The following is a 26,649-nucleotide window of genomic DNA, read 5'->3' as shown; positions in this document are numbered from 1 at the left end:
ATGTTGATCAGGGGTATCACCGCTTCCGTCGGTATGCCCCGCGCATGCTGCGATGCCTCGACCTCAAAGCTGCGGCGGTTGCACGGCCTTTGCTGGACGCGGCTACCGTCATCGCTACCAAGGGCGCAGTTCCGGCGGCCGACGATTTCTTGCGCGCGCATTCCAAATGGCGGCGACAGTTGCGGGCGAAGGGCGATGATGATGCCCGCCTCCGGGAAGTCGCGGTCATGTTCCACTTGCGCGACGCGCTGCGCTCGGGCGACATATGGCTCGATCGCTCGCATCGGTATGGTGACCTGCGCCACGTGTTCGTGCCGATGGCGGTCGCGCATGCCGCGAAGCTAGCGGTCCCGTCCGACCCGTATGTCTGGCTGGCTGACCGCAAGGTGCGTCTCGCCGATGGCCTTGCCCGGCTCGGTCGCGCCGCGCGCAGCGGTACAATTCCGAAAGGCAGCATCGAGGACGGCACGCTGCGCATTGATCGGCTCACCGCTGACGCGCCGGATGGGATCGAGGATCTGGTGCTTGATTTGTATCGCCGGCTGCCGCCCGTCCGCATCACCGATCTGCTGCTCGAAGTCGATGCCGCGCTGGGTTTCACCGATGCCTTCACGCATCTGCGCACCGGCGTGCCGTGCGGAGACCGGATCGGCCTGCTCAACGTCCTGCTCGCCGAGGGCCTGAATTTGGGCCTGCGTAAGATGGCAGAGGCTTCCAACACTCACGACTATTGGCGACTCTCTCGTCTCGCTCGCTGGCATGTCGAAAGCGAGGCGATCGACCAGGCGCTGGCCAACGTGGTCGCGGCGCAAGGGGCGCTGCCGATGGCCCAGGTCTGGGGTATGGGCAGATCCGCATCGGCCGATGGCCAGTTCTTCCCCGCCGCACGGCAGGGCGAGGCGATGAATACGATCAACGCCCGCTACGGCAACGATCCCGGCATCAAGGCCTATACCCACGTCAACGACCGCTTCGCGCCGTTTGCATCGCGGACCATTCCAGCCACGGTCAGCGAAGCACCTTATCTACTCGACGGGCTGACGATGAATGAGGCAGGGCGACGGATCGAAGAGCAGTACGCCGACACTGGCGGGTTCACCGATCATCTGTTCGGGATCAGCGCGATGCTCGGCTACCGCCTTGTACTGCGCATCCGCGACCTCCCATCCAAACGACTGTACGTGTTCGACCCTGCCGCGACGCCGAGCGAATTGCGCCCGCTGGTGGGCGGCAAGGCGCGTGAGGCGCTGATCGTTTCCAACTGGCCCGATCTGTTCCGCTGCGCCGCCACTATGAGCGCGGGACAGGTCGCGCCGAGCAGCATTCTGCGCAAGCTCGCCTCCTATCCGCGCCAGAACGATCTTGCCTCCGCGCTGCGCGAGGTGGGCCGGATCGAGCGGACGCTGTTCATCATCGAATGGATACTCGACGCAGGCATGCAGCGCCGTGCACAGGTCGGTCTCAACAAGGGCGAGGCACATCATGCGCTGAAAAATGCGCTGCGCATCGGCCGTCAGGGCGAAATCCGCGACCGCACGACGGAGGGGCAGCATTACCGGATCGCCGGCCTCAACCTGCTGACCGCCATCATCGTCTACTGGAACACCCTGCATCTTGGTCATGCCGTTGAGGCCCGACGCCGCGAAGGGCTCGATACCCCCGACCATCTTCTCGCCCATATCTCGCCGCTCGGATGGGCACACATCCTTCTCACTGGCGAATATCTTTGGCCCAAGGACGTCAGCGCTTAGGGTGTCATTCCGCCCTCAGCCGGAACCGACCCCTAGAAGACGGCGCGGCAGCGAGCGACCTTTTCGCCAAGGAGCGCGGCAATGGGACGGAGCGCGGCATATTCCCCCAGGTCGGGGAAGCTGGAAAACTCGCGCGCCGATCGCGTCTTTCCGACGCCCGGCCGGCCATGACACACGCCGATATAGCGGTAGTGCGCGCAGGCTTCGGCAAACTCGACGAACCGGGCATGTTCGCGGGTCGCCAGGAACGGCTGCTCGACCAGGAACTCAATCGTCAGCGGCGTAGAGCCGGAGCCCTCGGTAGGTGGTGGGCCGGGAAGCCGTATCCTCTTGGTCGCCATCGAAGGTCTCCGTGGGGGCAGGCACCTGCTTGTCGCGCTCCTTCGCGCCGCGCCGGGCGCGCTGGATCGCGCGCAACGACGGGTGCCCAGCGTGCTCGGAGCTGAGCGCACGGCAGACGAACCGGCCCTGGTGGTAGACGTGGATCTCGGTCAGGTCGCGGGGGTCATAGACCGCCTCGACCTGCTCGCCGACGAAGGCCGCGAGCGTGGGTTCGACATAGCGCCTGCCCATCAGACGGATGCCGTCGCGCAGCACTTTACGGGGCTTGGGCACGTGCACGAGCAGCATGTCGAGCTGTTCAAGGCTGTCGGGCATTGCGGGCAGGAACCCGCCCTTCTGCCAGCGCGTGATCGGCGGTTCGCCGGTGCTGCCATGCGGGCGACGATGATAGACGCCGCACACGAACGCCTCGAAGCGGGCGCGCAGCTCGTCGAGCGTGAGCACTGGCGCCGACAGCGGCTTGCCCGCGATCAGGTGGCCGGGCAGGTCGGGCAGGAACATGTCGTTGATGGTGCGGAACAGCCGCTCGATCTTGCCGCGCCCGCGAGGACGCCCCGGCAGCGAATGGATGAGGCGGATTTTGAGGGCGATGCACGCCTGCTCGATATGCTCGGAGATGAAATCCGAGCCGTTGTCGACGTAAAGCTGTTCGGGAATGCCGCTGACGATCCATTCGGGATTGGGCTTGCGCCAGATCGCCTGCCGCAAGGCGAGCGCCGTGTTGAGGGCACTGGGGGCATCGAGGCTGAGGAAGTAACCGGCGATGGCTCGGCTGTGATCGTCAACGATGACGGTCAGCCAAGGACGCACCGGGGTTCCGGCATCATCGAGCACGAGAATGTCGAGAACGGTATGATCGGCCTGCCACATCTCGTTCGAGGTCGCGGCTTCGCGCCGATGCACTAGCTCGTGCTGGTCGCGGTAGACGGCCGGATCGGAGGCTGCGGCGATCTGGCTTGCCGGTATCGCCCTGACGACACGCGCGACGGCCGCATAGCTGGGGGTTCGGTGTCCATGCGCGATGGCGAGTTCCTGCACCTTTCGGTGAATGGCGGCGACCGGGGGTCGCGGGCGCTTGGTGGCGAGAGTGCGGGTCAGTTCGACCAGATGTTCCGGCAGGTGCAGCCTGCCCCGATCGTTGCGCGGCAGACGCGCGAGACCGGCAAGTCCTTCGGCACGGTAGCGCCCGAGCCAGCGCTGCAACGTCCGCTCGCTCAGCGTGCCGGTGCGGGCGAGGTCCGCGAGCGGGATGCCATCGGCGAGGTGCGGTTCAAGGACGCGGTAGCGCTCGATCGCCAGCGGCGGGACAAGCGCCGGATGCGTCACCGCCGACGGTCCGTGTCGCAGGTAAGGAAAACGGAGATTTGCCTGCCCATCGCCATGCGAGTCCGCTCGCGTTGCCAAACCGGCCTGTTCGACGTAAATCTACCCGGTAAAGAAAACTAGGGCAACATAGACCTGCCGATGACGACTTTCTTCCCAAACCGCGCCCGATCGGGGCGCCACCGGCCCTACGCATGAAAATCGGTTACGCCCGCGTATCGACCGCCGAGCAGAACCTGGACCTCCAGCGTGATGCGCTGAAGGCTGCCGGCTGCGAGAAGGTCATCACCGACAAGGCCTCCGGGGCGACTGCCGCTCGCCCTGGATTGGAAAAGGTGAAGGAGCTGCTTCGCGCCGGCGACACACTGGTGGTCTGGCGCCTCGACAGGCTCGGCCGCTCGCTCCGTGATCTGATCGGATGGATGACCTACCTCGACGAGGAAAAGGTCGGGCTGCTGAGCCTGCACGAGGCGATCGACACGACCACCACGTCGGGCAAGCTTACCTTCCACCTGTTCGGGGCATTGGCGGAGTTCGAGCGCAACCTGATCCGCGAGCGGACCCAGGCCGGTCTCACCGCAGCCCGCGCTCGCGGCAAGAAGGGTGGCCGGCCGGCCGCACTCGGCAAGGACAAGCGCGACCTGCCCGTCAGGCTCTACCACGAGAACACGATGCCGATCGCCAAGATTTGCTCGATGCTCGGCATCTCCAAGCCAAAACTCTACGCCTATGTGCGATCGGCCGAGACCAAGCCGGTAGCCGCGTAGCGACGCTCGCCGACAAATAGCGCGATCAGAATGCCGCCACTTAGCGCGAGCGTTTACACCGTTCGCGGTCCCGATCGGCCCAGCGTCCCCCGGAACCGTTCGTTATCGGGAAGGCATCTAAGCGGTCTGCACCATCCTTCATCTAAAGTTCTCCAAGCGCTTCTGAGGATTTTCGGGCGCACCAAAAGCACTTGCTCCTCCAGTGGCTGGAGCATGTAACCGCAATTTGCTCTCCTGCGGACGGGGGGCTGGAGGTGGCTTTTTGACGGCCCGTGTTGAAGCAATCGGTATGTCTCGACGCTCATTAGTGGCGCGGCTGGTGGCCTGTGGAACCGGCTTGGTGCTCGGTTCTCCAACGCTCGCGCGACAGACTTCCCGGTCTGCGGGCTCGTGGAACTTCGGTGCGGCTCACCTCGAATGGGAGCCGCTGGAAGTCGGCACGGGTGATACCCTCCTTGTTTCGGCACAAGTGCGCGGAGTGCCGGTGCGGGCGGTGCTCGACAGTGGCAGCGGCGCGTCGATCATGAGCACGGCGCTCGCGGCGAAGCTCGGCTTGAACGATGGTGAGCGGCGCATGATTAGCGGGCTGAGCGCCAAGGCCCCGGTGCTGCTGGTCCGCGACATCGACGTACAGCTCGCCCGCGAAACCCGTCGCTTACCCTTTGCCGTCGTTGGTGATCTGAGTTCAGTGTCGGCGGCCTTCGGACGACCGATCGATATCCTCCTCGGTGCCGATATGTTCACGGGTAGCTGCATCGCGCTCGATTTCGCGAAAAGGCGTATGGCGGTCGTCAAGTCAGGCACGTTTCTCGCCGGTCCCGACTGGCGCGCTGTCGCGCTCGGGCGCGGTGCCAAGCAGGAGCTGTTCATTCGAGCTTCCGTCTCGGGTTTGCCTCCCGTGCCCTTGATGATCGATCTTGGCAGCTCGGCCGCGCTGATGCTCTCGTCGGCCTATGCCCGCGATCAAGGGCTGTTGAACGGGAAGCTCGTCTCGACCGCGGCGATCGGCGGCGTCGATGGTGTGCGTATCAACGATGCTTTCACGATCCAGAACATCAACATCGAAGGGCTTGGCGTCTCGAACGTCCCCACACTCGGGATGAGAGCTTGGCTCTCCACCAGCACGGTTGGCAATGTCGGCCTACCGCTGATCGCTCAATTCGACGTGGTGTTCGACGTGACCGCCGGATTCGTGTGGCTCCGGCCACTCGGTCCTCGTCGTCGCCTGCCGATGCTGAAGGACCGTAGCGGCCTTGGCCTCGCAGCCTCACCAACGGCGCTCACCGTTGTTCATGTGGCGGCGAACAGTCCCGCGGAAAAGGCTGGCTGGGCGGTCGGCGACCGGATCGTGGCGGTGAACGGCCATTCGATCGATGCGAACTATACGCGTGGGGAGCTCTGGCAAGTGCGCTCCCGGCCTGCTGGCACCCTCGTAAAGCTGACGATGGCCTCGGGTGATGTGCGCGAGCTCAGGCTGGCCGATTATTATTGATCGGCTTGAGGGTGGCCTTTGCCGATCGCCTTCATGATCCGACAATCGGCCATGCGCGCCTTGGTGCAGCTCTGGCTGAGCATTGCCAACTCATCCCGCAACACCGCGAGTTGCGCCAGTCTCTCCTCCACATCCTTGAGGTGCTGAGCAGCGATAGCTGAGGCGGCACCACAATCCTGGTCCGGGTTCTGCGCCAGCCCCATCAACGAACGGATCTCGTCGACGGAGAAGCCAAGCCGGCGACCGTTGCGGATGAAGTGCAAACGCTCAATGTCACTGGCATCGTAGGTTCTGCGACCCGACGCCGTGCGAGGGGCGGATCGGAGCAACCCGATCGACTCATAAAAGCGGATCGTCGTCACCTTCGTCGAGGTCTCGCTGGCGAGCTGCCCAATCATCACCGGCTTCATCATGCCATCCTTGCTTATGCGAACGTGTCGCACATTTCGCTTGCTTCTACAGCGACTGGAGGTGGTAAGGAAGGCCGCATGAATGCTTCTACCGAAAGCTGCGGGTGCCACGGGGAGCCCGCGCGCGCGCAAACCGATCCGGCCTATCGCCGTGCGCTGCTGACCGTCGTGGTGCTCAACCTCGGCTTCGGAGTCGCCGAGCTGTTCGGCGGGTTCATCGCCGATAGCCAAGCGCTGAAAGCGGATTCCCTCGATTTTCTCGGGGACGGGTCGATCAGCCTTATCGGTCTTCTCGCGCTTGCCTGGTCCGCACGGGCGAGGGCAAAGGTCGCGCTGACGCAGGGGTTGTTTCTCGGTGCGCTTGGCGTGGGCGTAATCGGTTTCGCGATTTGGCGCGCCCTGAACGCAACCGCGCCCGATGCCGAACTGATGGGCACAATCGGCGTTGTCGCGCTCGCGATCAATGTCGTGTCCGCCTTGGTGCTTGCGCGTTTCCGGGAAGGGGACGCCAATGTTCGCGCGATCTGGCTGTTCAGCCGCAACGACGCGCTCGCCAACGTGGCGGTGATCGCCGCGGCCGGTCTGGTGGCGTGGACAGGAAGCGCCTGGCCGGACCTCGCCGTCGCCGGCCTCATCGCCCTCCTGTTCCTCCACTCCGCTTATGAAATCGTCACTGGCGCTCGGCGCGAATTGGGAGAGCGGTAGTGCGTCTGCTCGCGTTGATCCGGGCAATGCTCTCGTTGCGGCTGCTCTCCGCGCTCGCGGCGCTGCTGATCCCTGCTGCGGCAATCGCCGAACCCGGCGACGTGCAAACCGCATGGCGGCTGCTCGACTATATGGCCGTCGATTATGGCGGCGCGGTCGCCAACGGTCGGATCAAGAGCACGTCGGAATATGCCGAGATGACGGAGTTCGCCGCGTCGGTCTCGACACGGCTTCAGGGCCTGCCGGCGAAGCCGGAGCGTCAAGCCCTCATCCAGCGGGCTGCCAACCTCCAGGCGGTGATCGCGGAAAAGGGACCGACTGAACAGGTGGCAACATTGGCGCACGGGCTCGCGGCCGATCTGTTGCGCGCCTACCCGGTGCCGCTCGCGCCCGATAAGGCTCCGAACCTCGTCTCCAGCGATGCACTGTTCCGACAATCCTGCGCGTCCTGCCACGGGATGACGGGCAACGGCCGTGGCCCTGACGCCGCCAAGCTCGCTACGCCCCCGATTGCTTTCACCGATGCCGAGCGCGCGCGCCAGCGCAGCGTGTTCGCGCTCTATCAGGTGGTGACGCAAGGCATCGACGGGACCGCGATGCAGAGCTTCGCCGATCTGCCCAACGATCAGCGCTGGGCGTTAGCATTCCGAGCCGGGAGCTTCGCCTTCACGGATGCGCAGGCGCGCGAAGGCGAGCGGCTTTGGAAATCCGACCCGACCCTTCGCCGGCGCATTCCGGACCTGAAAACCCTGGTCGCGCTCACCCCGGCCGCGCTCGGCGCGGCGATCGGCGACGCCAAGGCTGACCCAGTGCTCGCGTTCCTGCGTCGTCATCCCGAACAGGTGATACAACAGGCTCCCGGCTCGCTCGCGGTCGCCCGCGCCAAACTCGCCGAAAGCGTGGCGGCTGCGCGGCGCGGCGATGCGCGCATGGCGAAAGAGCTGGCGCTGTCGGCCTATCTCGATGGGTTCGAGCCGATCGAGCCAACACTCACCGCGCGCGACGCGACGCTGATGGGTCGAATCGAGGGCGCGATGGGGGAGTTCCGCGCCTCGATCGACCGGGGCGCGTCGCCCGATGATCTCGCGGAGAAGGTCGCAGTACTGGGCGGCCTTTTCGACGATGCGGAAGCGGCGCTCGCGCCTGATGCCGCCACCGAAGCGTCCACGTTCCTGGGCGCGTTCACGATCCTGCTGCGTGAAGGGCTCGAAGCCCTGCTCATCGTTGTCGCCATGATCGCGTTCCTGCGTAAAGCCGAGCGCGGCGAGGCGCTGCGGTACGTGCATGGCGGCTGGGTCAGCGCGATCATCGCGGGCGGGATCACCTGGGCGGTCGCCACCTATGCGATCGGGATCAGCGGTGCGAGCCGGGAGCTGACGGAAGGGTTTGGCTCGCTGTTCGCCGCGGTCGTGCTGCTCTCGGTCGGGATTTGGATGCACGGCAAGGCGCAGGCCGATCAGTGGCAGCGCTATATTCGCGAGAAGATGTCGCGGGCGCTCTCGGGCGGGTCGGGCTGGTTCCTGTTCGGGCTGGCGTTCGTCGTAGTTTATCGCGAGGTCTTCGAGACGATCCTGTTCTATGCCGCGCTTTCGGCGCAAGGTGACAACGGGATGCTTCTCGCGGGGGCCGGGTCGGCGATTGGACTGCTCAGCCTGATCGCTTGGGCCATGCTTCGCTACAGTCGCAAGCTGCCGATCGCGCAGTTCTTCCGCTATAGCTCCTGGCTCATGGCGGTCCTGACCGTCGTGCTGGCGGGTAAAGGCGTCGCCGCGCTCCAGGAAGCCGGCCTTATCAACATCGCACCGCTCGCGGACGTGCCACGGCTGTCGATGCTCGGCGTGTTTCCCACTTGGCAATCGGTGCTGGCGCAACTCCTGATGGCGGTCGCCATTGCGGTCGGGTTCGCCTGGAACGGGCGCGACCGATCCCGCTCGGGTTCCGGCTCAGTGACCCTTGGTTCGAATTAGTGCAATGACATGAAAACCCTTCCGTGATAGAGGCAAGCTAGTGCGAGCCTTTTTGCCTTTCCTGACATGCCTGATGCTGGTCCTGACCAGCTTCTCCGGCATGGCCCATGCCGCCGATCTGGCGGGGGGAAGCATCGCGGGCGTTGAGTTCACGGTCCATACCGCCGGTGACATCGATCAGGTGCCATCGGACTCGGACAAGAATGTCCCGCATCATCACAATTATTGTCACGGACACGACGTCGGCGCGCCTGCGCGCACGACGATGGAATATACCCCCGTCCTCACAGTGCCCAAGCCGACAATCTCCGCCTCTGCGTCGCTCGACGGCCGCACCGGCATGGTCCATTTGAGGCCCCCCCAAGCCTGACGTCCGATTTGGGCGTGCGTTGGCGCGCCCCTGTCGATCATCGTCAGGAGTCCTATTTTCATGAATCGTATCCTCGCGGCCATGCTGGCCGCAGCGTCTTGCGCCACGATGGCGCAGGCGCAGGTCGGACCGTCCGCGCCTGTTGCGCAGGATGCGCCGGTCTACACGCTTGACCAAGCGGTCAGTGCAGCGGGCGGTTCGGCCCCTGCTGCGGAAGCGGCGACAGCTGGAATCGACGCGGCCCGTGCAGGTCGCACAGTCGCCGGCTTGCGGCCCAATCCGGTGGTTCAAGGCCAAGTCGAGAATGTCATCGGCTCCGGGCCGTATCGGGGGGTCCGCAGCGCGGAAACCACGGTCGGCTTTGCGATCCCGATCGAGCTAGGCGGCAAGCGCGGCGCCCGCGTCGCGGTCGCCAATGCGCAATTGTCCCGGGCCGAGATCCAGGCCGCGATCATCGCGGCGGATGTCCGGCTTCAGGTAACGCAGCTCTATGTCGAAGCGGTCGCGGCCGATCGCCGGGTAATGACAGCCCGCGATCAGGCCCGGATCGCCAGCGATGCGCTGCGGGCCGCGAGCGTTCGCGTGCAGGCAGGGCGGGCATCGCCACTCGAGCAACAGCGCGCGGATGTCGCGCGTATCAATGCCGACGCCAATGTGGAGCGGCAGCTTCGCTTGGCCGAGGCGGCCCGCGCCAATCTGGCGCGTCGGATCGGACGGCCGATCGACGGCCTGCTCGATGACACGCTGCTCGATCGCCTTCCCGATGTGAACGTCTATGGGCCGTTGGCACCGGTCAACACGACCGGCACACTCGCGCTGGCGGCAGCCAACGCGGATTTCTCCATTGCCGAAGCCGGCGTGCGGCTCGCGCGCGCCAATCGCGTGCCTGACCTGAACGTCGGGCCGTCGATCCGCCGCCTGGAAGCGACCAACGACATGGCGGCGGTGTTCAGCGTGTCGATCCCGATCCCGGTGTTCAACAATGGTCGCGCCGCGATTGCGCAGGCGACCGCGCAGCGGACCCAGGCGGATGCGCAGCGCCGCGTGACCGCGCTCGACATCGAACAGGCGATCACGGACGCGCAGGCGCAGGCGGCCAATGCCGCAACGACGGCTCGTGCGGCGTCGGGGCCGGCGCTGGCGGCTGCACAGGAGGCCGCCCGCATCGCGCGGATCGGCTATCGCGAGGGCAAGTTCGGCCAGCTCGAATTGCTCGATGCTGAACGCACGCTCGCCGAAACGCGGGTCGCCGCGATCGACGCGCTTGCCAATTACCAGAATGCCCGCGCGCAAGTGGAGCGACTGACCGCTCGTGCGCCCAATGGGGGGAATCAGTGATGAAGAGCTTTTATCTCGCGGGCGCGGCGTCGCTCGCCCTGCTCTTGGCTGCCTGCGGCGGCAAGGATGGCGGAAACGAGGCAACTGCCGAAGGCGCAGCTGCCAATGAGACGGCAGCGGGCACGGAAAAGGGCGGTGCTGAAGGCGGTCATGCCGGTGAAGGCGTCGTCACATTGGGTGCCGACCAGATCGCCACAGCGGGCGTCCAGGTCGGACGGCCGATCATCGGCGGGGCCGGGACGATCGAGCTGCCCGCGATCATCGAGGGCGACCCACAGGGAACGCAGGTCGTCTCGGCCGCAATTGCGGGACGCGTGGTCGCGCTCACCCGTAACCTCGGCCAATCGGTCGGACGCGGCCAGACCATTGCGGTCATCGAAAGCCGCGAGGCGGCGCAGATCAAGGGCGAGGTCGAGGCGGCGCGGGCGCGGCTTCAGCTCGCTAATTCGAACCTCGCGCGCGAACAGCGGCTGTTCGCGCAGAGAGTCTCCCCTGAACAGGATCTGATCGCCGCCCGCACAGCGGCGACGGAGGCGCGGATCGCCCTGACGCAGGCGCAGAGCATGGTTTCGGCGGCGGGTGTCGGCGGCGGCGGGCTCAACCGGCTCGGCATTGCCGCGCCGATCTCGGGCCAGATCATTGCGCGCCCCGTGACGCTGGGACAAACGGTCGCGGCGGATGCCGAACTCTATCGCATCGCCAACCTGAGCCAGGTGTCGATCGCGCTTAATCTCAAGCCCGAGGATGCGGGCCGGGTGCGTCCCGGCAATACGGTGCTGGTGAAGGCGGCAGGCCGTCAGGCGACCGCCCGCGTGACCTTCGTGTCGCCGGCGCTTGATCCGCAGACGCGGCTCGTGCCTGCGCTCGCCACCCTCGACAATCGCGGTGGCGAATGGCGGGTCGGCGAGCCTGTGACGGCAGCCGTGCAGCTCACGGGCAGCGGCGGGAGCGGGGCGGTCCGCGTGCCGACGACGGCGGTCCAGAGTTTCGAGGGCAAGTCGGTCGTGTTCGTGCGCACGCCCACCGGCTTCAAGGCGACCCCGGTCCAGCTCGGCGATGCGTCGGGCGACACGGTGATCGTCCGGTCGGGCCTGACCGGCAACGAACAGATCGCCACCACCGGAAGTTTCACGCTCAAGGCCGAGATCGGCAAGGGCGAAGCGAGCCACGAGGATTAAGCCATGATCGCCCGTATCGTAACCTGGGCGGTCGAGAAGCGCTGGCTAGTCCTGCTCCTCACCGTCATCGTCGCCGCCATCGGCGCCTTTTCCCTCTACCGGCTACCGATCGACGCGGTGCCGGACATCACCAACAATCAGGTCCAGATCAACGTCCGCGCGCCTGCCCTCTCGCCCGAGCTGGTCGAGAAGCAGGTGTCGTTTCCAATCGAAACCGCGCTCGCCGGCACCCCCGGCCTGGAATATACGCGCTCGTTGAGCCGCAACGGCTTCGCGCAGATCACGGCGGTCTTTTCGGACGCGACGGACATCTATTTCGCCCGCCAGCAGGTGGGCGAGCGTCTGCGGGGCGTGCAAGAGAATCTGCCCGACGGCGTGAACCCTGAAATGGGTCCGATCGCGACAGGCCTGGGCGAGGTGTACATGTACACCGTTCGTCTCGATCATCGCGAGGACGACAAGCACAAGCCCGGTGAACCGGGCCAACAGCCCGATGGCAGCTACATCACGCCAGAGGGCGAGCGACTGACGACCGAAGAGGACAAGGCGACCTACCTGCGCACCGCGCAGGACTGGATCGTGACGCCGCTTCTGAAGACCACACCGGGCCTCGCCGGTGTCGACTCGATTGGCGGTTACGCCAAGCAGTTCCTCGTCGTGCCCGACGTGCAGAAGCTGGCCTCGCTCGGCATCACGCTGACGGACCTGGGAAATGCGCTGGAGCGCAATAACACCAGCGTCGGCGGTGGCTTCGTCAATCGCAATGGCGAAGGTCTGGCTGTTCGCTCGGATGCGCTCGTTCGCAATGCCAGCGAGTTGGCCAGGACCGTGATCGCGACACGTAACGGCGTGCCGATCACGGTCGAACAAGTTGCGACTGTGAAGACGGGTCAGGCGATCCGCATGGGTTCGGCATCGGAGAACGGTACCGAAGTCGTCGTCGGCACGGCGATCATGCGGATCGGCGAGAACAGCCGCATCGTGTCGACCGCGGTCGCTGAGAAACTGAAGACGATCAACGCTTCGCTGCCTCCTGACGTCGTAATTCAGCCGGTGCTGAACCGCACCGAGCTGGTCAATTCGACGATCAAGACGGTCGCGAAAAACCTGTCCGAAGGCGCGGTGCTGGTCATCGTCGTGCTCTTCCTGCTGCTCGGCAACTTCCGTGCGGCCCTGATCGCGGCGTTGGTCATCCCGATCACCATGATGCTGACAGGCTTTGGTATGCTGCGCGCTGGGGTCTCGGCCAATCTGATGAGCCTTGGGGCTTTGGACTTCGGTCTGATCGTCGACGGCGCCGTCATCATTGTCGAAAACGCGCTGCGCCGGCTTGCCGAGCAACAGCATCATGAAGGCCGATTGCTCAGCGTCAAGGAACGGCTCGCGACCGTGGCAGCCGCTGCGCGTGAGATGATCCGTCCCTCTGTGTACGGGCAGGCAATCATCATCCTCGTCTACGTACCGCTGCTCACGCTGACCGGCGTGGAGGGTAAAACGTTCGGACCGATGGCGCTGACCGTCATCATCGCGCTCGCCTTCGCCTTCATCCTCTCTCTCACCTTCGTGCCGGCGATGATTGCGATCTGGCTGTCGAAGAAGGTCGAGGAGAAGGACGGCCGCATCATCACGTGGCTGAAGAAGCGCTACGAACCCGGTCTCGACCGGGCCATGAAGCGCCCGACGCTGACGATCGGTGCGGGTGTGGGAAGCCTTGTGGTGGCGGCGCTTGCTTTCACTACGCTCGGCTCGGTGTTCCTGCCGCAGCTCGACGAAGGCGATTTGCTGATCCAGTCGCTCCGCATTCCGGCAACGTCGGTCCAGCAGAGCCAGGCGATGCAGGTGCCGATCGAGCGGATGATGTCGAAGCAGCCGGAGGTGCAATTCGTCTATTCCAAGACGGGCACCGCCGAGCTGGCGGCCGACCCGATGCCGCCGAACGCGACCGACATGTTCGTCATCCTGAAGCCGCGCAAGGATTGGCCGGATCCTGAGCTTCCCAAGGAGGAGCTGGTCAGCCGGATCGAGGGTAATCTCGCGAAGATTCCGGGAAATGCCTACGAGATCACCCAGCCCATCCAGATGCGCTTCAACGAGCTGATCGCCGGCGTGCGCGGCGACATCGCGGTGAAGGTGTTCGGGGACGACTTCAACCAGATGAACCGGACGGCCGAGCAAATCGCGGCGGTGCTGCGCAGAACGCAAGGCGCAGCGGACGTGAAGGTGGAGCAGACGACCGGTCTTCCCATGCTCGACATTCGCGTCAACCGCGACGCGATGGCGCGGTTGGGCGTTACGGCTCAGGATGTGCAGGACACCGTGACTGCGACGATCGGCGGGCGAACATCGGGCCAGATCTTCGAGGGCGACCGTCGCTTCCCCGTGGTGATCCGCCTGTCGGAGGCGCAGCGTGCCGACATCGGCCTGCTCCAACAGGTGCAGGTGCCGGTGGCAGGCGGCGGCTATGTACCGCTGTCCAGCGTCGCCGAGATCAAGGTGGTCGATGGTCCGAACCAGATCAGCCGCGAGAACGGCAAGCGGCGCGTGGTGGTGCAAGCCAACGTGCGTGGCCGCGACGTCGGATCCGTCGTGGCGGATGCGCAGGCGGCGATCGGCAGCCAACTCCGGCTGCCTGCCGGCACCTATCTCGAATGGGGCGGCCAGTTCGAGAACCTCCAATCGGCAAGCGAACGGCTGAAGCTGGTCATTCCGGCTTGCTTCATTTTGATCCTGCTGCTCCTCTACGGGGCGTTGGGATCGGTCCGCGACGCCGCGATCGTGTTCACCGGCGTGCCTTTCGCGCTGGTGGGCGGCGTCCTGTTGCTGTTCCTGCGGGGCATGGACTTCTCGATCTCGGCGGCAGTGGGCTTCATCGCCCTCTCGGGCATCGCGGTCCTCAACGGCCTCGTCATGGTCAGCTCGATCCAAGATCTGATCCGATCAGGGATGAGCCGCGAGGAAGCCGCGCATGTTGGCGCGATGCAGCGTCTGCGACCCGTCATCATGACCGCGCTAGTCGCCAGCCTCGGCTTCGTGCCGATGGCGCTGGGCGAAGGCGCCGGCGCAGAGGTTCAAAAGCCTTTGGCGACGGTCGTCATCGGCGGTCTGATCTCGGCGACGCTTCTTACGCTGTTCGTGCTGCCGACACTCTATGCCCGGTTCGGGCAGAAAGTGATCGAGAAACCCGAGCACTACAATGAGGAGCATGAAGGGGACGACCACGGTCAGACCTTCGTGAACAACTTGGCCTGATGGATGGGCGGGGCGATCCGCGATCGCCCCGCCCATCTCTGGGAGATGGGGATATGCCTCGCACCATAACCAGCTCGATGCTTCACGGCGGGCCACTGCGCATCTGGTCGGCACTCACCGATCCGGATCATCGCCGGGCGTGGAGTCCGCTCGTATTTCTCGATGATCCGTCCCGGCTCGGCGACACAGAATGCACCTTTGCGATCCAGGGCATCACCCGGCCAATTCGGACGCCAGCACGGATTGATCGATTCGATAAACCGCACGCCTTCGCTTGGTCCTGCGGCATCCCCTATCTGTTCACGCTCGAAGAGCGGTACGAGCTGGCGGGGGACGATGGCGGCACCAGGCTAACGCATAGCTGCACGCTGCGCGGGGCGCTCTCCCTGCCGTTCGCGGCGATGATGTTGCGCCGCCTGCGATCCCTGATGGTCGAATCTGACGATCGCCTCGCAACCTATCTCCGCTGGCGGGTAGGTCAGCCTGCCCGGGCTATCAATCGTCAGCGCGTCCCCTTCCGCTGCAGGAGGAAGGCGCGATGATGATGCACTGTAAGCGGGTGCTGCCCGCCGTCATCCTCGTTGTCGGGCTCGCGGCGTGCTCGGAAAGAAAGCCGCCAGCCCCGCCAACGGAGCAGCAGATCCATTCGTCCGACAGCGCCGTGGCGACCGGGGAAATGGGGCGGCATAGATATCGCTGTTCCGACGGGGAACCGCTGTTCGTCGATTACAAGGACAACGGCCTGCAGATCGATTTGCGGCGCTCCAACGGGGGACCGCCGATGATGCTGACCGCGCCAGCGCAGGGCCTGCAATATGTCGGCGAAACAGCCACCGCGACCTTCAAGGGGTCGCAGCTCACCATCGTGGAAGGCGATGGCCGTACCCGGATCTGCGAGCAGGAAGGCACGCGATGAACTGCCCTGCCTTCGAACGCCACAGGGCGCTTCGTCGGAAGAGACCGATGTCTGACACGTCGATTTCAAATGTGACAACCTTGTGCGGCCTGAATCGGGCCGGTCTGGCGATCGCGCGCCTCGGCGTCGTTCTCGTCTCCGGGGCGGTTATAGGGGCGTGTAATCCAGCGCCGACCCAGCCTACCGAGCCGGCGCATGAAAAGCATCTGACGTCGAAACTAATCGCGCAGCGCATCATGTACTGCGACGACGGCACACGCGCCGATGTCGACTTCATCGATGACGGCTTGAAAATGGCCGTCACCTGGCTGCCGAAGGGCAGGACCGAGATCCTGCGCGCGCAGCGAACCGGTGACGAGTTTCGCGGCGACCATTCGCGGGCTGTCGTGGCGGGCGGATCGATCGCGTTCACGCGACGCGGGAAGATCCGCGTCTGCCACCGAACCCCGGAGGAGTCCTAGGAAATGCAGGCACTGCTCTATACGCTTGCGCCTGTGCTGGCGGTCGTGCTCGGCGCGATTGTCGCGAGCCGCACCAAGTTGAAACCTGGCCTCGTGGCGGGCCTACAGCATCTCGCTGCCGGCGTCGTGTTCGCGGCGGCAGCGACCGAAATCCTGCCGCAGGTCAAGCATGAGGCATCGCCCAGCGCGACGTTGATCGGCGGGGCGGCGGGCGTCGCGACCATGCTGGGGCTCAAGGCTCTTGAGGCCCGCTTCAAGGGGCCGATGGCGCTACTCGCCGCGATCGGCATCGACATTCTGGTCGACGGCCTGGTGCTCGGCCTCGCTTTCGTGGCGGGCGAGAAGGCAGGTCTCCTGCTGACGATCGCGCTCACTCTGGAAGTGTTATTTCTGGGACTGACGCTGACCGACGAGCTGGCGGAAACCTATCGCTCGCGCTTGCGCATCATCGTGATCGTCTCGGCATTGGCCCTGCTGCTGCCGATCGGCGCGCTCGCTGCCGTGCCGGTCGCCGCGCTGTCGCCGGTGATGATCGCCGGCTTCCTCAGCTTCGGGCTGATGGCGCTGCTCTACCTCGTCACGGAGGAGTTGCTGGTCGAGGCGCACGAGAAACCCGACACCCCGCTCATCAGCTCGATGTTTTTCGTCGGCTTCCTGGCCCTGCTGACACTTGAGGAGATGATGGGATGATCCCGGGCAACGACAACAATGGCGGGCAGGAGCGCCGCACACTGTGGATCGTCCTGCTGCTGAACGCGGCGATCGCTGCGGGCTTCTTCGTTTCCGGCTTCTTCGCGGACTCGAGCGCGCTGATCGCCAACGGCGTCGACAACCTGTCCGATACGGCTGTGTATGCGCTGAGCCTTGTGGCGCTCACCCGGGGCCAGACATGGAAGACACGCGCCGCGGTCGCTTCGGGCGTCATGCTGCTGATCTTCGCGGGCGGCATCTTGATCGATGTCGGACGGCGCTACGTGCAGGGCAGCGAGCCCATCGGACCTACCATGATGGTCATGTCCGCGATCGCCGGCGTCGTGAATTACCTCTGCCTGCGGCTGCTCCAGCGCCTCAAGGATCCGGACGTCAATCTCCGGGCCGCAACCACCTTCAGCTTCAACGACTTCATTTCCAACGGCGGCATCCTGATCGCCGGCGTGCTGGTGCTGTGGTTGGGTACCAATTGGCCGGACCTGCTGGTCGGCTTCGCCACCGCCATCATCGCCATCAAGGGCGGTGTCGAAATCCTGCGCGACGCGCGCGCCGAAACCAAGAAAAGCGAAAGGAGGTCGTCATGAACGACAAGCTCGAACTCGACATTCCAGTGTTGTTGCCGGACCTTCCTGACGCGGCCGATGCCTGCCTGGACCGTCTCGTATCAACCCTGTCAAAGCGCGAAGGTGTCGAGCGGGCGCATGTGATCTGTCTCGACGGCAACACGCCAGCGGCGCTGTGCATCCATTTCGATGCCGCCAAGCTGCCGCTGCCACGGTTGCGCGAAATGGTGCGCGCCGCAGGTGCCGAAATCACCGAGCGCTACGGCCATGCGATCTGGCAGGTGACGGGGATCAACCACGAACGTCGGGCGCGCACGGTCAGCGATGCGCTGTGCGCCTTGCCCGGCGTGGTCCAGGCAAGCGCCAGCACCAGCGGGTCTGTCCGGGTCGAATATGATCGCCGCGAAACCACCGAAGAGGAGGTGCGCGCTGCGCTTCGCAAGCTGAAGGTGAGGGTGGGCAAGCGGGTCGCTGCCGATGAACATGCCGGCCACGACCACGGCCCCGGGGGCCACGGCGCGGGCGAAGAGAAGCACGGCCCCGGCGATGGCCACGACCATAGCCACGCCGAATTTCTCGGCCCCAATACCGAGCTGATCTTCGCGCTCGCCTGTGGCGCGCTGCTGGGGATCGGCTACGCGATCGAGAGGCTGGTCGCTGGCGCGCCCGAATGGCTGCCGACCGCCTGCTATATCGCAGCCTATTTCTTCGGCGGATTCTTCACGCTGCGCGAGGCGATCGACAACCTCCGGATGAAGAAGTTCGAGATCGACACGCTGATGTTGGTCGCTGCGGCCGGCGCCGCTGCGCTGGGCGCATGGGCCGAAGGTGCGCTGCTGCTGTTCCTGTTCAGCCTCGGCCATGCGCTTGAGCATTATGCAATGGGCCGCGCCAAGAAGGCGATCGAGGCGCTGGCGAAGCTCGCGCCCGAAACCGCGACCGTGCGACGCGGCGGGCAGACCAGCGAAATCCCGGTCGAGCAGATGGTCGTCGGGGACATTGCCATCGTCCGCCCGAACGAGCGCCTGCCTGCCGACGGCTTCGTCATCAAGGGCACCAGCGCGATCAACCAGGCCCCGGTCACGGGTGAAAGCATCCCGGTCGACAAGGTGCCGGTCGCAGATGCCGCAGCGGCACGCGCCAAGCCCGATGCAGTCGACGCGGAAAGCCGGGTTTTTGCTGGTACGATCAACGGCGGCGGCGCGATCGAGATCGAGGTGACACGCCGTTCCAATGAAAGCGCGCTTGCCAAGGTCGTGAAGATGGTGAGCGAAGCGGAGACGCAGAAGTCGCCGACGCAGCGCTTCACCGACCGGTTCGAACGGATCTTCGTGCCCGCCGTCCTGGTCCTGTCAGTGCTCCTGCTGTTCGCATGGGTGGTCGTCGACGAGCCGTTCCGCGACAGCTTCTATCGCGCGATGGCGGTGCTGGTGGCGGCAAGCCCGTGCGCGCTCGCGATCGCAACGCCGAGCGCGGTCCTGTCGGGCGTTGCCCGTGCAGCGCGGGGCGGCGTGCTCGTGAAGGGCGGTGCACCGCTCGAAAACCTCGGGTCGCTCAAAGCGATCGCTTTCGACAAGACGGGCACGCTGACCGAAGGTCGTCCGCGCATCACTGATGTCGTGCCCGTCGATGGCGCCGATGAAGGCGAGTTGCTGGCGCTGGCTGTCGCCGTCGAAGCGTTGAGCGACCATCCCCTGGCCCAAGCGATCGTCAAGGACGGCCGCGAACGTCTGAACGATCGTGCCGTGCCGACTGCCGGCGACCTCAAGAGCCTGACCGGTCGGGGCGTCACCGCGAGCGTGGATGGCGAGACGGTGTGGATCGGCAAGGCCGAGATGTTCGGAAGTGAGGGCATTCCGGCGCTGGGGCAGGGCGCGCAGGACGCAATCGCGAAGCTGCGCGAGAACGGCCGCACGACAATGGTGGTCCGCAAGGGGGACCGCGACCTGGGCGCGATCGGCCTGATGGACACGCCTCGCGAAGCTGCCAAGACCGCGTTGCGTCGGCTGCACGAGATGGGCGTGTCGCGGATGATAATGATCTCCGGCGATCACCAGAAAGTCGCCGAAGCGATCGCCGACGAAGTCGGGATCGACGAAGCGTGGGGCGACCTCATGCCCGAAGACAAGGTTGCCGCGATCAAGAAGCTCGCCGGCGAAGACAAGGTCGCGATGGTGGGCGACGGCGTGAACGATGCGCCGGCGATGGCAAGCGCCACGGTCGGCATCGCGATGGGCGCGGCGGGGTCGGACGTTGCGCTGGAGACAGCCGACGTGGCGCTGATGGCCGACGATCTGGCGCACCTGCCATTCGCAGTCGGTCTTAGCCGCCATACCCGTGGAATCATCCGGCAGAACGTCTTCGTCAGCCTGGGTGTCGTCGCCTTCCTGGTGCCTGCTACCATCCTCGGCCTCGGCATTGGGCCAGCGGTGGCGGTTCATGAGGGATCGACGCTGCTCGTCGTCATCAATGCGCTCAGGCTGCTCGCCTACCGCGATCCGGCAGGGAAGGCGGCATGAAGTGGCTGATCGCCTTCGACCTCGACGGCACGCTTGCCGAGAGCAAGCGGCCGTTATCGGAGGATATGGCCGCAATCCTCGCCCGATTGCTCGCCATCACGGATGTGGCGGTGATCTCGGGCGGGGACTGGCCGCAGTTCGAAAAGCAGATCGCCTCGCGCCTTCCTGCCGGCGTCGCGCTCGACCGTCTCTGGTTGATGCCGACCACAGGCACGAAACTCTATCGGTTCATCAATGGCGCTTGGCGCGCGGTCTATGCCGAACTGTTCGACGACGCGGAGAAGGCGAAGATCCGCACGGCCTTCGATCAGGCGCTGACCGATGCCGGTCTCGCCGACGAACGTATCTGGGGCGAACGGATCGAGGACCGGGGCAGCCAGATCACCTTTTCGGGCCTGGGGCAGGCAGCGCCGCTGAAGGAAAAGGAAGCGTGGGATCCTGACCGAAAGAAGAGGACCGCGTTGCAGGCCACGTTGCGCGCGAAGCTGCCGGAGCTCTCGATCAATCTCGGTGGCACGACATCGATCGACGTGACCAGAGCAGGGATCGACAAGGGCTATGGCCTGAAGCGCCTGAGTGCCGAGAGCGGTGTCCCGCTCGACGGGATGCTGTTCATTGGGGATGCGATATTCCCCGGTGGGAATGACTATCCCGCTGCTGAAATCGGCCTCGACACAGTGAGGGTGCGCGACGTCGCGGAAACCACCGCCGTCGTGACCGCCATCATCGCGTGTCTGCACCGATAGGATCAAGATACATGGTCGGCTCCATCGCGGAATGCCGCATTGTCAAAGCTCTGGCTTCTGTCGCTTAGGGCAGCGCTTCCTAAAACGAAAAGAAGGCAATGTGCGCGTCTCCGCGAACAAAGCCTCCAGCGATCAATCTAAGAGATTCCGCCGCGCTTCTCAATCGTAGGGGGCGTTTGCGGGAGGGGGCGGAATCCTACGCTAAGGATTTGGGCCAGCGATATTCCCCGGTTAGATTGATGTGTTCCCATCCCAACGGCGAGACGTGGGCGAGTAGATCAGGCGCGATATGGGTACCGCTGGCGGCCCGGGTATTGACGACCTCGCCGAGCTTCATGGTGTTCCAGAATATGATGATGGCGGCGAGCAGGTTCATTCCGGCGATGCGATAGTGCTGGCCTTCGCCGGATCGATCCCGGATTTCACCTCGGCGGTGGAAGCTGATGGCGCGCTTTAGGGCGTGGTGGGCCTCACCCTTGTTGAGGCCGATCTGAGCCTGGCGCTGGAGGCCGGCATCAAGAATCCAGTCGATCATGAACAGGGTTCGCTCGATGCGGCCCACCTCTCGCAATGCGAGGGCCAGCTCATTCTGGCGCGGGTAAGAGGCGAGCTTGCGAAGAATCTGGCTGGGGGCGACGATCCCCGCTGCGATCGTCGCCATGATGCGCAGGATGTCGGGCCAGTTGCGCTCGATGAGCGGTTCATTGATCTTACCTCCGACCAGCGCTCGCACATTGGCCGGCGTCGCGTTGGGCGTGAAGGCATAGAGTCTTTTCTGAGGGAGATCGCGGATACGGGGGGCGAACCTGTAGCCGAGCAAGGCGCAGGCGGCGAACACATGATCGGTGAAGCCGCCCGTGTCGGCAAAATGCTGGCGAACGCGGCGGCCCGCGTCATTCATGAGCAGCCCGTCCAGGATATAGGGAGCCTCGCTGACCGTTGCCGGGATCACCTGGGTTGCGAACGGCGCATATTGATCGGACACATGGCTGTATCCCTTGAGGCCCGGGACGTTGCCATATTTCGCGTTGATCAGATTCATCGCCTCGCCCTGCTCGGTAGCAAGGAAGAACTGCCCGTCGCTGGATGCCGATTGCCCTTGTCCCCAGAAGGCGGCCATGGGCAGGGCGGCGTGGGCCTCCACGATCATGGCGAGCGCCCGATCATAGGCGCTGCCTTCGACATGCCAGCGCGCGATCCGCAGCAATTCCCAGAAGCTGTGCGTGTTGGTCGCCGCCGCCATCTTGCGCAAACCGAGATTGACGCCTTCCGCCAGCAACACGTTCATCAGGCCGATCCGGTCGCTGCAGGGCGCGCCGGTGCGCAGATGCGTGAACGCCTCGGAAAATCCGGTTCGCTCATCGACTTCCAGCAACAGATCGGTGATCCTCGCGGGCGGGAGCTGTTGATAGAGATCGAGCACGAGATCCTCGGCCCCTTCGGGCGTGTCGGCCCTCAGCTTGTCGATGTGCAGCTTGCCGTTCTCGATGATGCCGCCTGGGATCGTGCCGGTTCGCGCCGCGCGGCCAAACTCCTTCAGCCGTGTATCCAGTCGAGCCCTGCGCTCGGCCAGCCATTCGCCGGGTCGCAGCGGCACGGCGAGCCGCGCGGTCTGCTCTATCGCCTGTGGCGGGACCAGAAGCTGCTTGAGGTCGCCATAGCGGCGCGATCCCGCCAACCATATGTCACCGGACCGGAAGGCGTCGCGGATGTGGAACAGCACCGCGATTTCCCAAAGCCGGTGGTCGCCGCTGGGCTCAGCGCAAAGATGACGATGCCATTTCGAGTTGGGACGTAGAAAATCCACCGGCGGATCGACCTTGATCCCGTTACGCAGCATCGCAACGGCCGCCAGAAGAGGCGTGGCGATCGGCGCCGCCTGCATGTCGAGCAGGCGCAGCATCCTGGGCGCGTAGAGGCGGAAACGGTGATAGCCGTCCAGCACACGGCTGAGCGGGTCGGCCGCGAGCACGTTGGTCAGCGCGGAGGCCGTGGCGACAAGGGTTCTGAACCGTTCCCAGCCAGGCCCGGTGGCGATTATCCCGTCCAGGGCCGTGCCATCGTCCTGCGCTCCAAGCAAAGCACCACCGATTTCGGCAAAGGACTTCAGCGTGTCCCGAACGGCCGCCTTTTCGTCGGCGATCCTGGTGTTGCAAAGGCGTTCGGAGGCCCGATAGAGACGGCCTACGATGCGATCGTGGGTCTCCACGATGACATCGGCCAGCGATGACCGCCATTCCAGGGTGCAGACAGCGAGGATCGCAAGCCGCCTGTCTTCGGGCAGATCACGCATGCCGTCGGCGTAATAGCGCTCGCCCTGCCGGCGAAGCCGGGTCACACGATGCGCCGGCACGCCGTCCAGCAAATCCGCCGGAAGATCGAACCTTTGAAGATATTCCAGTCGATCCATCAGCCGGTTAGCGGCTGCTGAATTTGCGCCAACCTCGAACTGTCGCAGCCATACGAAGCGCGTGACGCGACCATCCACCGTATCCTCCAACAGGTGAGCCAAATTCTCGCTCAGGGTTGGCGTGATGCGATGGGCGATAAGATCCTCGATCCGGCGCTCGGCCTCAACCAGCGCATCGGCGCAAAGGCGCTCGATCGTCGAGGAGCCGGGAAGGATCGTGCGGGTGCGGCGACACTCCGCAACGAAGCGACGGGCAAGATCCTCATTCGATGTCGCCGCCTCGGCTTCCCGAGCGATCCATTCGCGCAAATCCCGTGCGCCCCGCCCCGAAAAGGAGCGATAGCCGTAGATTCGGCGAAGGTCCGCCAGATGCTCGTGCCGGGTCTCCTCGCGCGCGGCATAGAGGAGTAGATCGTCGCTGGTCAGGCCGAGCTGGGCCGCGATGAAATCCGATACCTGCGCCGGGATCAACTCGCCAGGAGCGAGCACCCGGCCCGGGTAGCGCAGGACGCACAGTTGCAGCGCGAAGCCAAAACGATTGTGGGCGCGCCGGCGCTGGCGGATATGCCCGAGATCCTCATCGCTGAGGGTATAGTGCCGCAGCAGCTCACCTTGATCGACCGGCAAGTGAAGCAGCGCCTCGCGCTGTCGATCGGTCAGGGTCACGCGACGCGGCATACATGCTCCTTATTCTTTCCGAGCTACGGTTTGAGATAGCTTGATTGAGATGCTGGTTAAGATACACAATAGCCCAATCTTATGTGCTCATGTTCGTCACCGCCTCAAACCTTCGTTTGTGATCCATGCTGATCGGCTACGCCCGCGTGTCCAAAGCCGACGGCTCGCAGTCGCTCGACCTGCAGCACGATGCCCTTCGCGCTGCCGGTGTCGAGCCAGGCAATATCTATGATGATCGTGCATCCGGTAGCCGTGATGATCGCCCCGGTCTTGCCGCCTGCCTGAAATCGTTGCGCGACGGCGATGTCCTCATCGTTTGGAAGCTCGACCGGCTCGGCCGAACGCTCACCCACCTGGTCAGCACGGTGCAGAATCTGTCGGATCGCGGTATCGGTCTGCGGGTGCTCACCGGCAAGGGCGCGCAGATCGACACCACGACGCCATCGGGCCGGATGGTGTTCGGCATTTTTGCCACACTGGCGGAGTTTGAGCGGGATATGATCCGCGAGCGCACCATGGCTGGCCTGGCCGCTGCCCGCGCGCGGGGACGCAAGGGTGGCCGCAAGTTCGCCCTCTCCAAGGCCCAGGTGCGGCTCGCTCAGGCTGCTATGGCCCAACGCGACACGTCCGTTTCCGACCTCTGCAAGGAACTCGGGATCGAGCGCGTCACTCTCTACCGCTATGTCGGTCCCAACGGGGAACTCCGGGATTACGGTCAGCGCGTGCTTGCTGCCAAAACGCGATGATGATGACGGGAGCCCCGATCAAACTTACCCAAGCGGACGCCGCAGACGTTGCAGACCTGTACAACCGTTGCAGCGACTATTTCCTGTTGCAGGACGGGGCCGCGCCCACGCTGGACGATGCTCGCGAGCTTTTCTCCGATGTGCCGCCCGAAAAGAGCGCCCACAATCAAGCTGTCCTGGGATGGAAGGGGCCTGGCGGCCTATATGCAATCGCGGCCATCCTCCGCGATTATCCGCGTGATGGCACATGGTATCTCGGCTTCATGATCGTAGATGCCGCACAGCGTGGTCGTGGCGTCGGACGCTCAATTTACTCGACGGTCGAAAGCTGGGCCGCTGCGAGAGGTGCCACAGAGATTCGGTTGGCCGTGCTGGAAGCGAATGAAGCGGCAGAGCGATTTTGGCGTTCTCTCGGCTTCATTGAGTATCGGCGCGTTGGGCCAGACACCTTCAAAATGCGTAGCCATCGCCGGATAGAACTGAGCCGTCGCCTTTCTGGCGCGACCGTAGAAGGCAGCAACAAGTAAGATCTCGCGCCGGCTATCTGGGCGAGCTTGGCGTAGGATTCCGCCCCCTCCCGCAAACGCCCCCTTTCAGGGAAGGGGGCTTGAGATCGCCTTGATGGCCTTCAATCCCGTTCCAAAACGAGCGATCGCGTCCCTGTTTCTCTCCAGCTCGCCATAGGGCAGATAGGCGAAGTCGAGATCGGCAATACGGCTGAAAGCCGGGCGACGGAGTTGCGCGCGAACGTCCTGCTCGCGCGCATTCGGTGCGACCAGGAATAGCCCGGCGGCAGCGTGCAGATCGCTCCCCGACAGCGCCAGATCGAGCATGCGCACGATCCCCGAGTAGATCGAGGTCGAATGTTCAACCTCGAACGCGGCGGCGACGCCGTCGCCACCCTTCGCCAGCCACAACACGTCGATGAGGCGGATCGAGTCCGCTCCGGGAGAGGTCGCAATGGCGTCTGGAAGGCGCTCGAGGCATCCCTGTCCAAGCGGGCAGCCAGCGTGAAGTCGACCGCGGTCATTGGCGGCGATCCACACATCGTAACCGAGGGCATGGCCGAGGTCGCGCAGCCAGGCCTGGATTTCGGCGTGCGTGCGATCGGTTTCGCCCTGCGCGGCGGCTGTCTTGTCGAGCCGGCTTGCCTCCGCTCTGGCATGTTCCAATCTGCCGAGCCAGTCGTCGGCCGCCGTTGCGTCATCCTCCAGCGGTGGCGCGGGATAGCGGCCCGAGCCAATGTCGAACAACAGTCCGCCGATCGCGCCGAGATCGTTGGAGAGCAACTCGCGGTAACGGTCGTTGAGGTCGAGGATGCCGGCGCGCATGGCGAGAAAATGATCCCATGACCCGAGCTTCACCTTGGCGCCGGTGACGGCATTGTAGCCCTTGACGATCGCGGTATTGAAGGGCGGCACCAGCGTCGGGTGAAGGAAATAGAGCAGGTTGGCCGCCGCCGGCCCCAGCCCCTTGATCTTGAGCGCGTCTATGCTGCGGATGTGGCTGATGATCTCCTCGGCGGTATCGCAGCACGAGCAATTGTCGAGCAGGCGACCGAACGCCCGCTGGTTGTCCGGGCTTTCGTAGATGTCTGGAATGCGCAGCTTGGGCTTCCACAGCCAGGCATGGTCGGCGCCCTTGAAGATCTGCCGCTGTTCGGCGATCGAGTGGACAACCGTTTCCAGTGACGAGCCGCGATAGGCGACGCCGAACCGCCCACTTTCGATTTCTGCGACCACCTGCTGCAGCCCGCGACGGATGGAGCGGAAGTTTTTCAGCCGTTCGTCCCACAGAAACCAGGAGCGATAGGTGGCGCCGGGATCGTCTCGCCAACGACGGACAAGCTCGCTCACGAGATCATGATGTGTCGCGGGTAACAAGGTCATACTGGCTGGGTCATCTAAACTGGGCTCCTTGCCGTTCAGGCTATCGCGAGCAAGGGCGGCTTGCACGTTCAATGTGCGATCCGCGAAGCGTGCTCAAATTGTCGGTGATCGCGCAGGG

General features: G+C 64.7%; 23 protein-coding genes. 18 read left to right on the top strand and 5 right to left on the bottom strand.

Annotation, left to right across the window (positions count from 1 at the left end):
- A partial coding sequence (locus tag IQ35_RS17790) for a Tn3 family transposase (RefSeq protein WP_145075360.1) occupies nt 1-1,751 on the top strand: 1,751 nt, incomplete at its 5' end.
- A 32-nt stretch (nt 1,752-1,783) separates the two neighbouring features.
- Here IQ35_RS17790 and IQ35_RS17785 read toward each other — a convergent pair.
- Together IQ35_RS17785 and IQ35_RS17780 are read right to left on the bottom strand one after the other, a co-directional pair.
- Entirely contained in the window at nt 1,784-2,092 is a 309-nt protein-coding gene (locus IQ35_RS17785) for a TniB family NTP-binding protein (RefSeq protein ID WP_229742689.1), read from the bottom strand.
- Nucleotides 2,019-3,419, bottom strand: coding sequence for a Mu transposase C-terminal domain-containing protein (locus IQ35_RS17780; RefSeq protein ID WP_004212864.1), 1,401 nt, complete (start codon nt 3,417-3,419; stop codon nt 2,019-2,021). The genes IQ35_RS17785 and IQ35_RS17780 overlap by 74 nt, the downstream gene beginning before the upstream one ends.
- 191 nt (nt 3,420-3,610) lie before the next feature.
- On the opposite strand from IQ35_RS17780, the gene IQ35_RS17775 reads away from it, so the two are divergent.
- Together IQ35_RS17775 and IQ35_RS17770 are read left to right on the top strand one after the other, a co-directional pair.
- Nucleotides 3,611-4,183 (top strand): recombinase family protein, encoded by a 573-nt coding sequence (locus IQ35_RS17775; protein WP_009824027.1) that lies wholly within the window; start codon nt 3,611-3,613, stop codon nt 4,181-4,183.
- A 289-nt stretch (nt 4,184-4,472) separates the two neighbouring features.
- A complete protein-coding gene (locus tag IQ35_RS17770; RefSeq protein WP_013039112.1) occupies nt 4,473-5,675 on the top strand; it encodes an aspartyl protease family protein in 1,203 nt (400 codons plus the stop codon).
- On the opposite strand, the gene IQ35_RS17765 is transcribed toward IQ35_RS17770, so the two are convergent.
- Nucleotides 5,669-6,085: a MerR family transcriptional regulator gene (locus tag IQ35_RS17765; RefSeq protein ID WP_004212867.1), complete on the bottom strand. Its 417-nt coding sequence runs from the start codon at nt 6,083-6,085 to the stop codon at nt 5,669-5,671. The two genes, IQ35_RS17770 and IQ35_RS17765, sit on opposite strands and share 7 nt — an antisense overlap.
- Before the next feature lie 78 nt (nt 6,086-6,163).
- On the opposite strand from IQ35_RS17765, the gene IQ35_RS17760 reads away from it, so the two are divergent.
- The 13 genes from IQ35_RS17760 to IQ35_RS17700 all read left to right on the top strand — a co-directional run bounded on the left by IQ35_RS17760 (nt 6,164) and on the right by IQ35_RS17700 (nt 20,808).
- Complete coding sequence (locus IQ35_RS17760) at nt 6,164-6,790, top strand: cation efflux transmembrane domain-containing protein (RefSeq protein ID WP_004212870.1); 627 nt, start codon at nt 6,164-6,166, stop codon at nt 6,788-6,790.
- Nucleotides 6,790-8,757: a cytochrome c/FTR1 family iron permease gene (locus tag IQ35_RS17755; RefSeq protein WP_004212871.1), complete on the top strand. Its 1,968-nt coding sequence runs from the start codon at nt 6,790-6,792 to the stop codon at nt 8,755-8,757. The genes IQ35_RS17760 and IQ35_RS17755 overlap by 1 nt, the downstream gene beginning before the upstream one ends.
- 73 nt (nt 8,758-8,830) lie before the next feature.
- On the top strand, nt 8,831-9,127 hold the full coding sequence (locus tag IQ35_RS17750; RefSeq protein WP_007406840.1) for a hypothetical protein: 297 nt from the start codon (nt 8,831-8,833) through the stop codon (nt 9,125-9,127).
- Nucleotides 9,128-9,187: 60 nt separating this feature from the next.
- Entirely contained in the window at nt 9,188-10,465 is a 1,278-nt protein-coding gene (locus IQ35_RS17745) for a TolC family protein (protein WP_013039111.1), read from the top strand.
- The gene (locus IQ35_RS17740) at nt 10,465-11,643 is read left to right on the top strand and encodes an efflux RND transporter periplasmic adaptor subunit (RefSeq protein WP_004212877.1); all 1,179 of its coding nucleotides are present in this window, start codon (nt 10,465-10,467) and stop codon (nt 11,641-11,643) included. The genes IQ35_RS17745 and IQ35_RS17740 overlap by 1 nt, the downstream gene beginning before the upstream one ends.
- A gap of 3 nt (nt 11,644-11,646) precedes the next feature.
- Complete coding sequence (locus IQ35_RS17735; protein ID WP_004212878.1) at nt 11,647-14,892, top strand: efflux RND transporter permease subunit; 3,246 nt, start codon at nt 11,647-11,649, stop codon at nt 14,890-14,892.
- A gap of 53 nt (nt 14,893-14,945) precedes the next feature.
- Nucleotides 14,946-15,434, top strand: coding sequence for an SRPBCC domain-containing protein (locus IQ35_RS17730; protein WP_013849881.1), 489 nt, complete (start codon nt 14,946-14,948; stop codon nt 15,432-15,434).
- A complete protein-coding gene (locus tag IQ35_RS17725; protein ID WP_009824022.1) occupies nt 15,431-15,808 on the top strand; it encodes a hypothetical protein in 378 nt (125 codons plus the stop codon). Before IQ35_RS17730 ends, IQ35_RS17725 begins: the two co-directional genes overlap by 4 nt.
- Before the next feature lie 47 nt (nt 15,809-15,855).
- Nucleotides 15,856-16,269: a hypothetical protein gene (locus tag IQ35_RS17720; protein WP_004212881.1), complete on the top strand. Its 414-nt coding sequence runs from the start codon at nt 15,856-15,858 to the stop codon at nt 16,267-16,269.
- A gap of 3 nt (nt 16,270-16,272) precedes the next feature.
- Complete coding sequence (locus IQ35_RS17715) at nt 16,273-16,959, top strand: ZIP family metal transporter (protein WP_004212882.1); 687 nt, start codon at nt 16,273-16,275, stop codon at nt 16,957-16,959.
- Nucleotides 16,956-17,564 carry a cation efflux transmembrane domain-containing protein gene (locus IQ35_RS17710; protein WP_004212885.1) on the top strand — a complete coding sequence of 203 codons (609 nt, stop codon included), beginning with the start codon at nt 16,956-16,958 and terminating at the stop codon, nt 17,562-17,564. The genes IQ35_RS17715 and IQ35_RS17710 overlap by 4 nt, the downstream gene beginning before the upstream one ends.
- Nucleotides 17,561-20,062: a heavy metal translocating P-type ATPase gene (locus tag IQ35_RS17705; RefSeq protein WP_004212886.1), complete on the top strand. Its 2,502-nt coding sequence runs from the start codon at nt 17,561-17,563 to the stop codon at nt 20,060-20,062. The genes IQ35_RS17710 and IQ35_RS17705 overlap by 4 nt, the downstream gene beginning before the upstream one ends.
- Nucleotides 20,059-20,808, top strand: a complete 750-nt coding sequence (locus IQ35_RS17700) for an HAD-IIB family hydrolase (RefSeq protein WP_004212890.1) — start codon at nt 20,059-20,061, stop codon at nt 20,806-20,808. Before IQ35_RS17705 ends, IQ35_RS17700 begins: the two co-directional genes overlap by 4 nt.
- Before the next feature lie 196 nt (nt 20,809-21,004).
- Here the strand turns inward: IQ35_RS17700 and IQ35_RS17695 are convergent, their stop codons facing one another.
- Entirely contained in the window at nt 21,005-23,896 is a 2,892-nt protein-coding gene (locus tag IQ35_RS17695) for a Tn3 family transposase (RefSeq protein WP_013849879.1), read from the bottom strand.
- A gap of 125 nt (nt 23,897-24,021) precedes the next feature.
- On the opposite strand from IQ35_RS17695, the gene IQ35_RS17690 reads away from it, so the two are divergent.
- Together IQ35_RS17690 and IQ35_RS17685 are read left to right on the top strand one after the other, a co-directional pair.
- Complete coding sequence (locus IQ35_RS17690) at nt 24,022-24,642, top strand: recombinase family protein (RefSeq protein ID WP_008832583.1); 621 nt, start codon at nt 24,022-24,024, stop codon at nt 24,640-24,642.
- Entirely contained in the window at nt 24,639-25,169 is a 531-nt protein-coding gene (locus tag IQ35_RS17685) for a GNAT family N-acetyltransferase (protein ID WP_007686150.1), read from the top strand. Before IQ35_RS17690 ends, IQ35_RS17685 begins: the two co-directional genes overlap by 4 nt.
- 66 nt (nt 25,170-25,235) lie before the next feature.
- Here IQ35_RS17685 and IQ35_RS17680 read toward each other — a convergent pair whose 3' ends face one another.
- On the bottom strand, nt 25,236-26,498 hold the full coding sequence (locus tag IQ35_RS17680) for a hypothetical protein (RefSeq protein WP_007683327.1): 1,263 nt from the start codon (nt 26,496-26,498) through the stop codon (nt 25,236-25,238).
- Nucleotides 26,499-26,649: the final 151 nt, after the last annotated feature.

Origin of the sequence: Sphingobium wenxiniae (assembly GCF_007830065.1) — a bacterium.
GTDB classification, from domain to species: Bacteria; Pseudomonadota; Alphaproteobacteria; order Sphingomonadales; family Sphingomonadaceae; genus Sphingobium; species Sphingobium wenxiniae.
The sequence above is the reverse complement of the archived record's forward strand: the minus strand, read 5'-3'. Positions and strand labels throughout refer to the sequence as shown.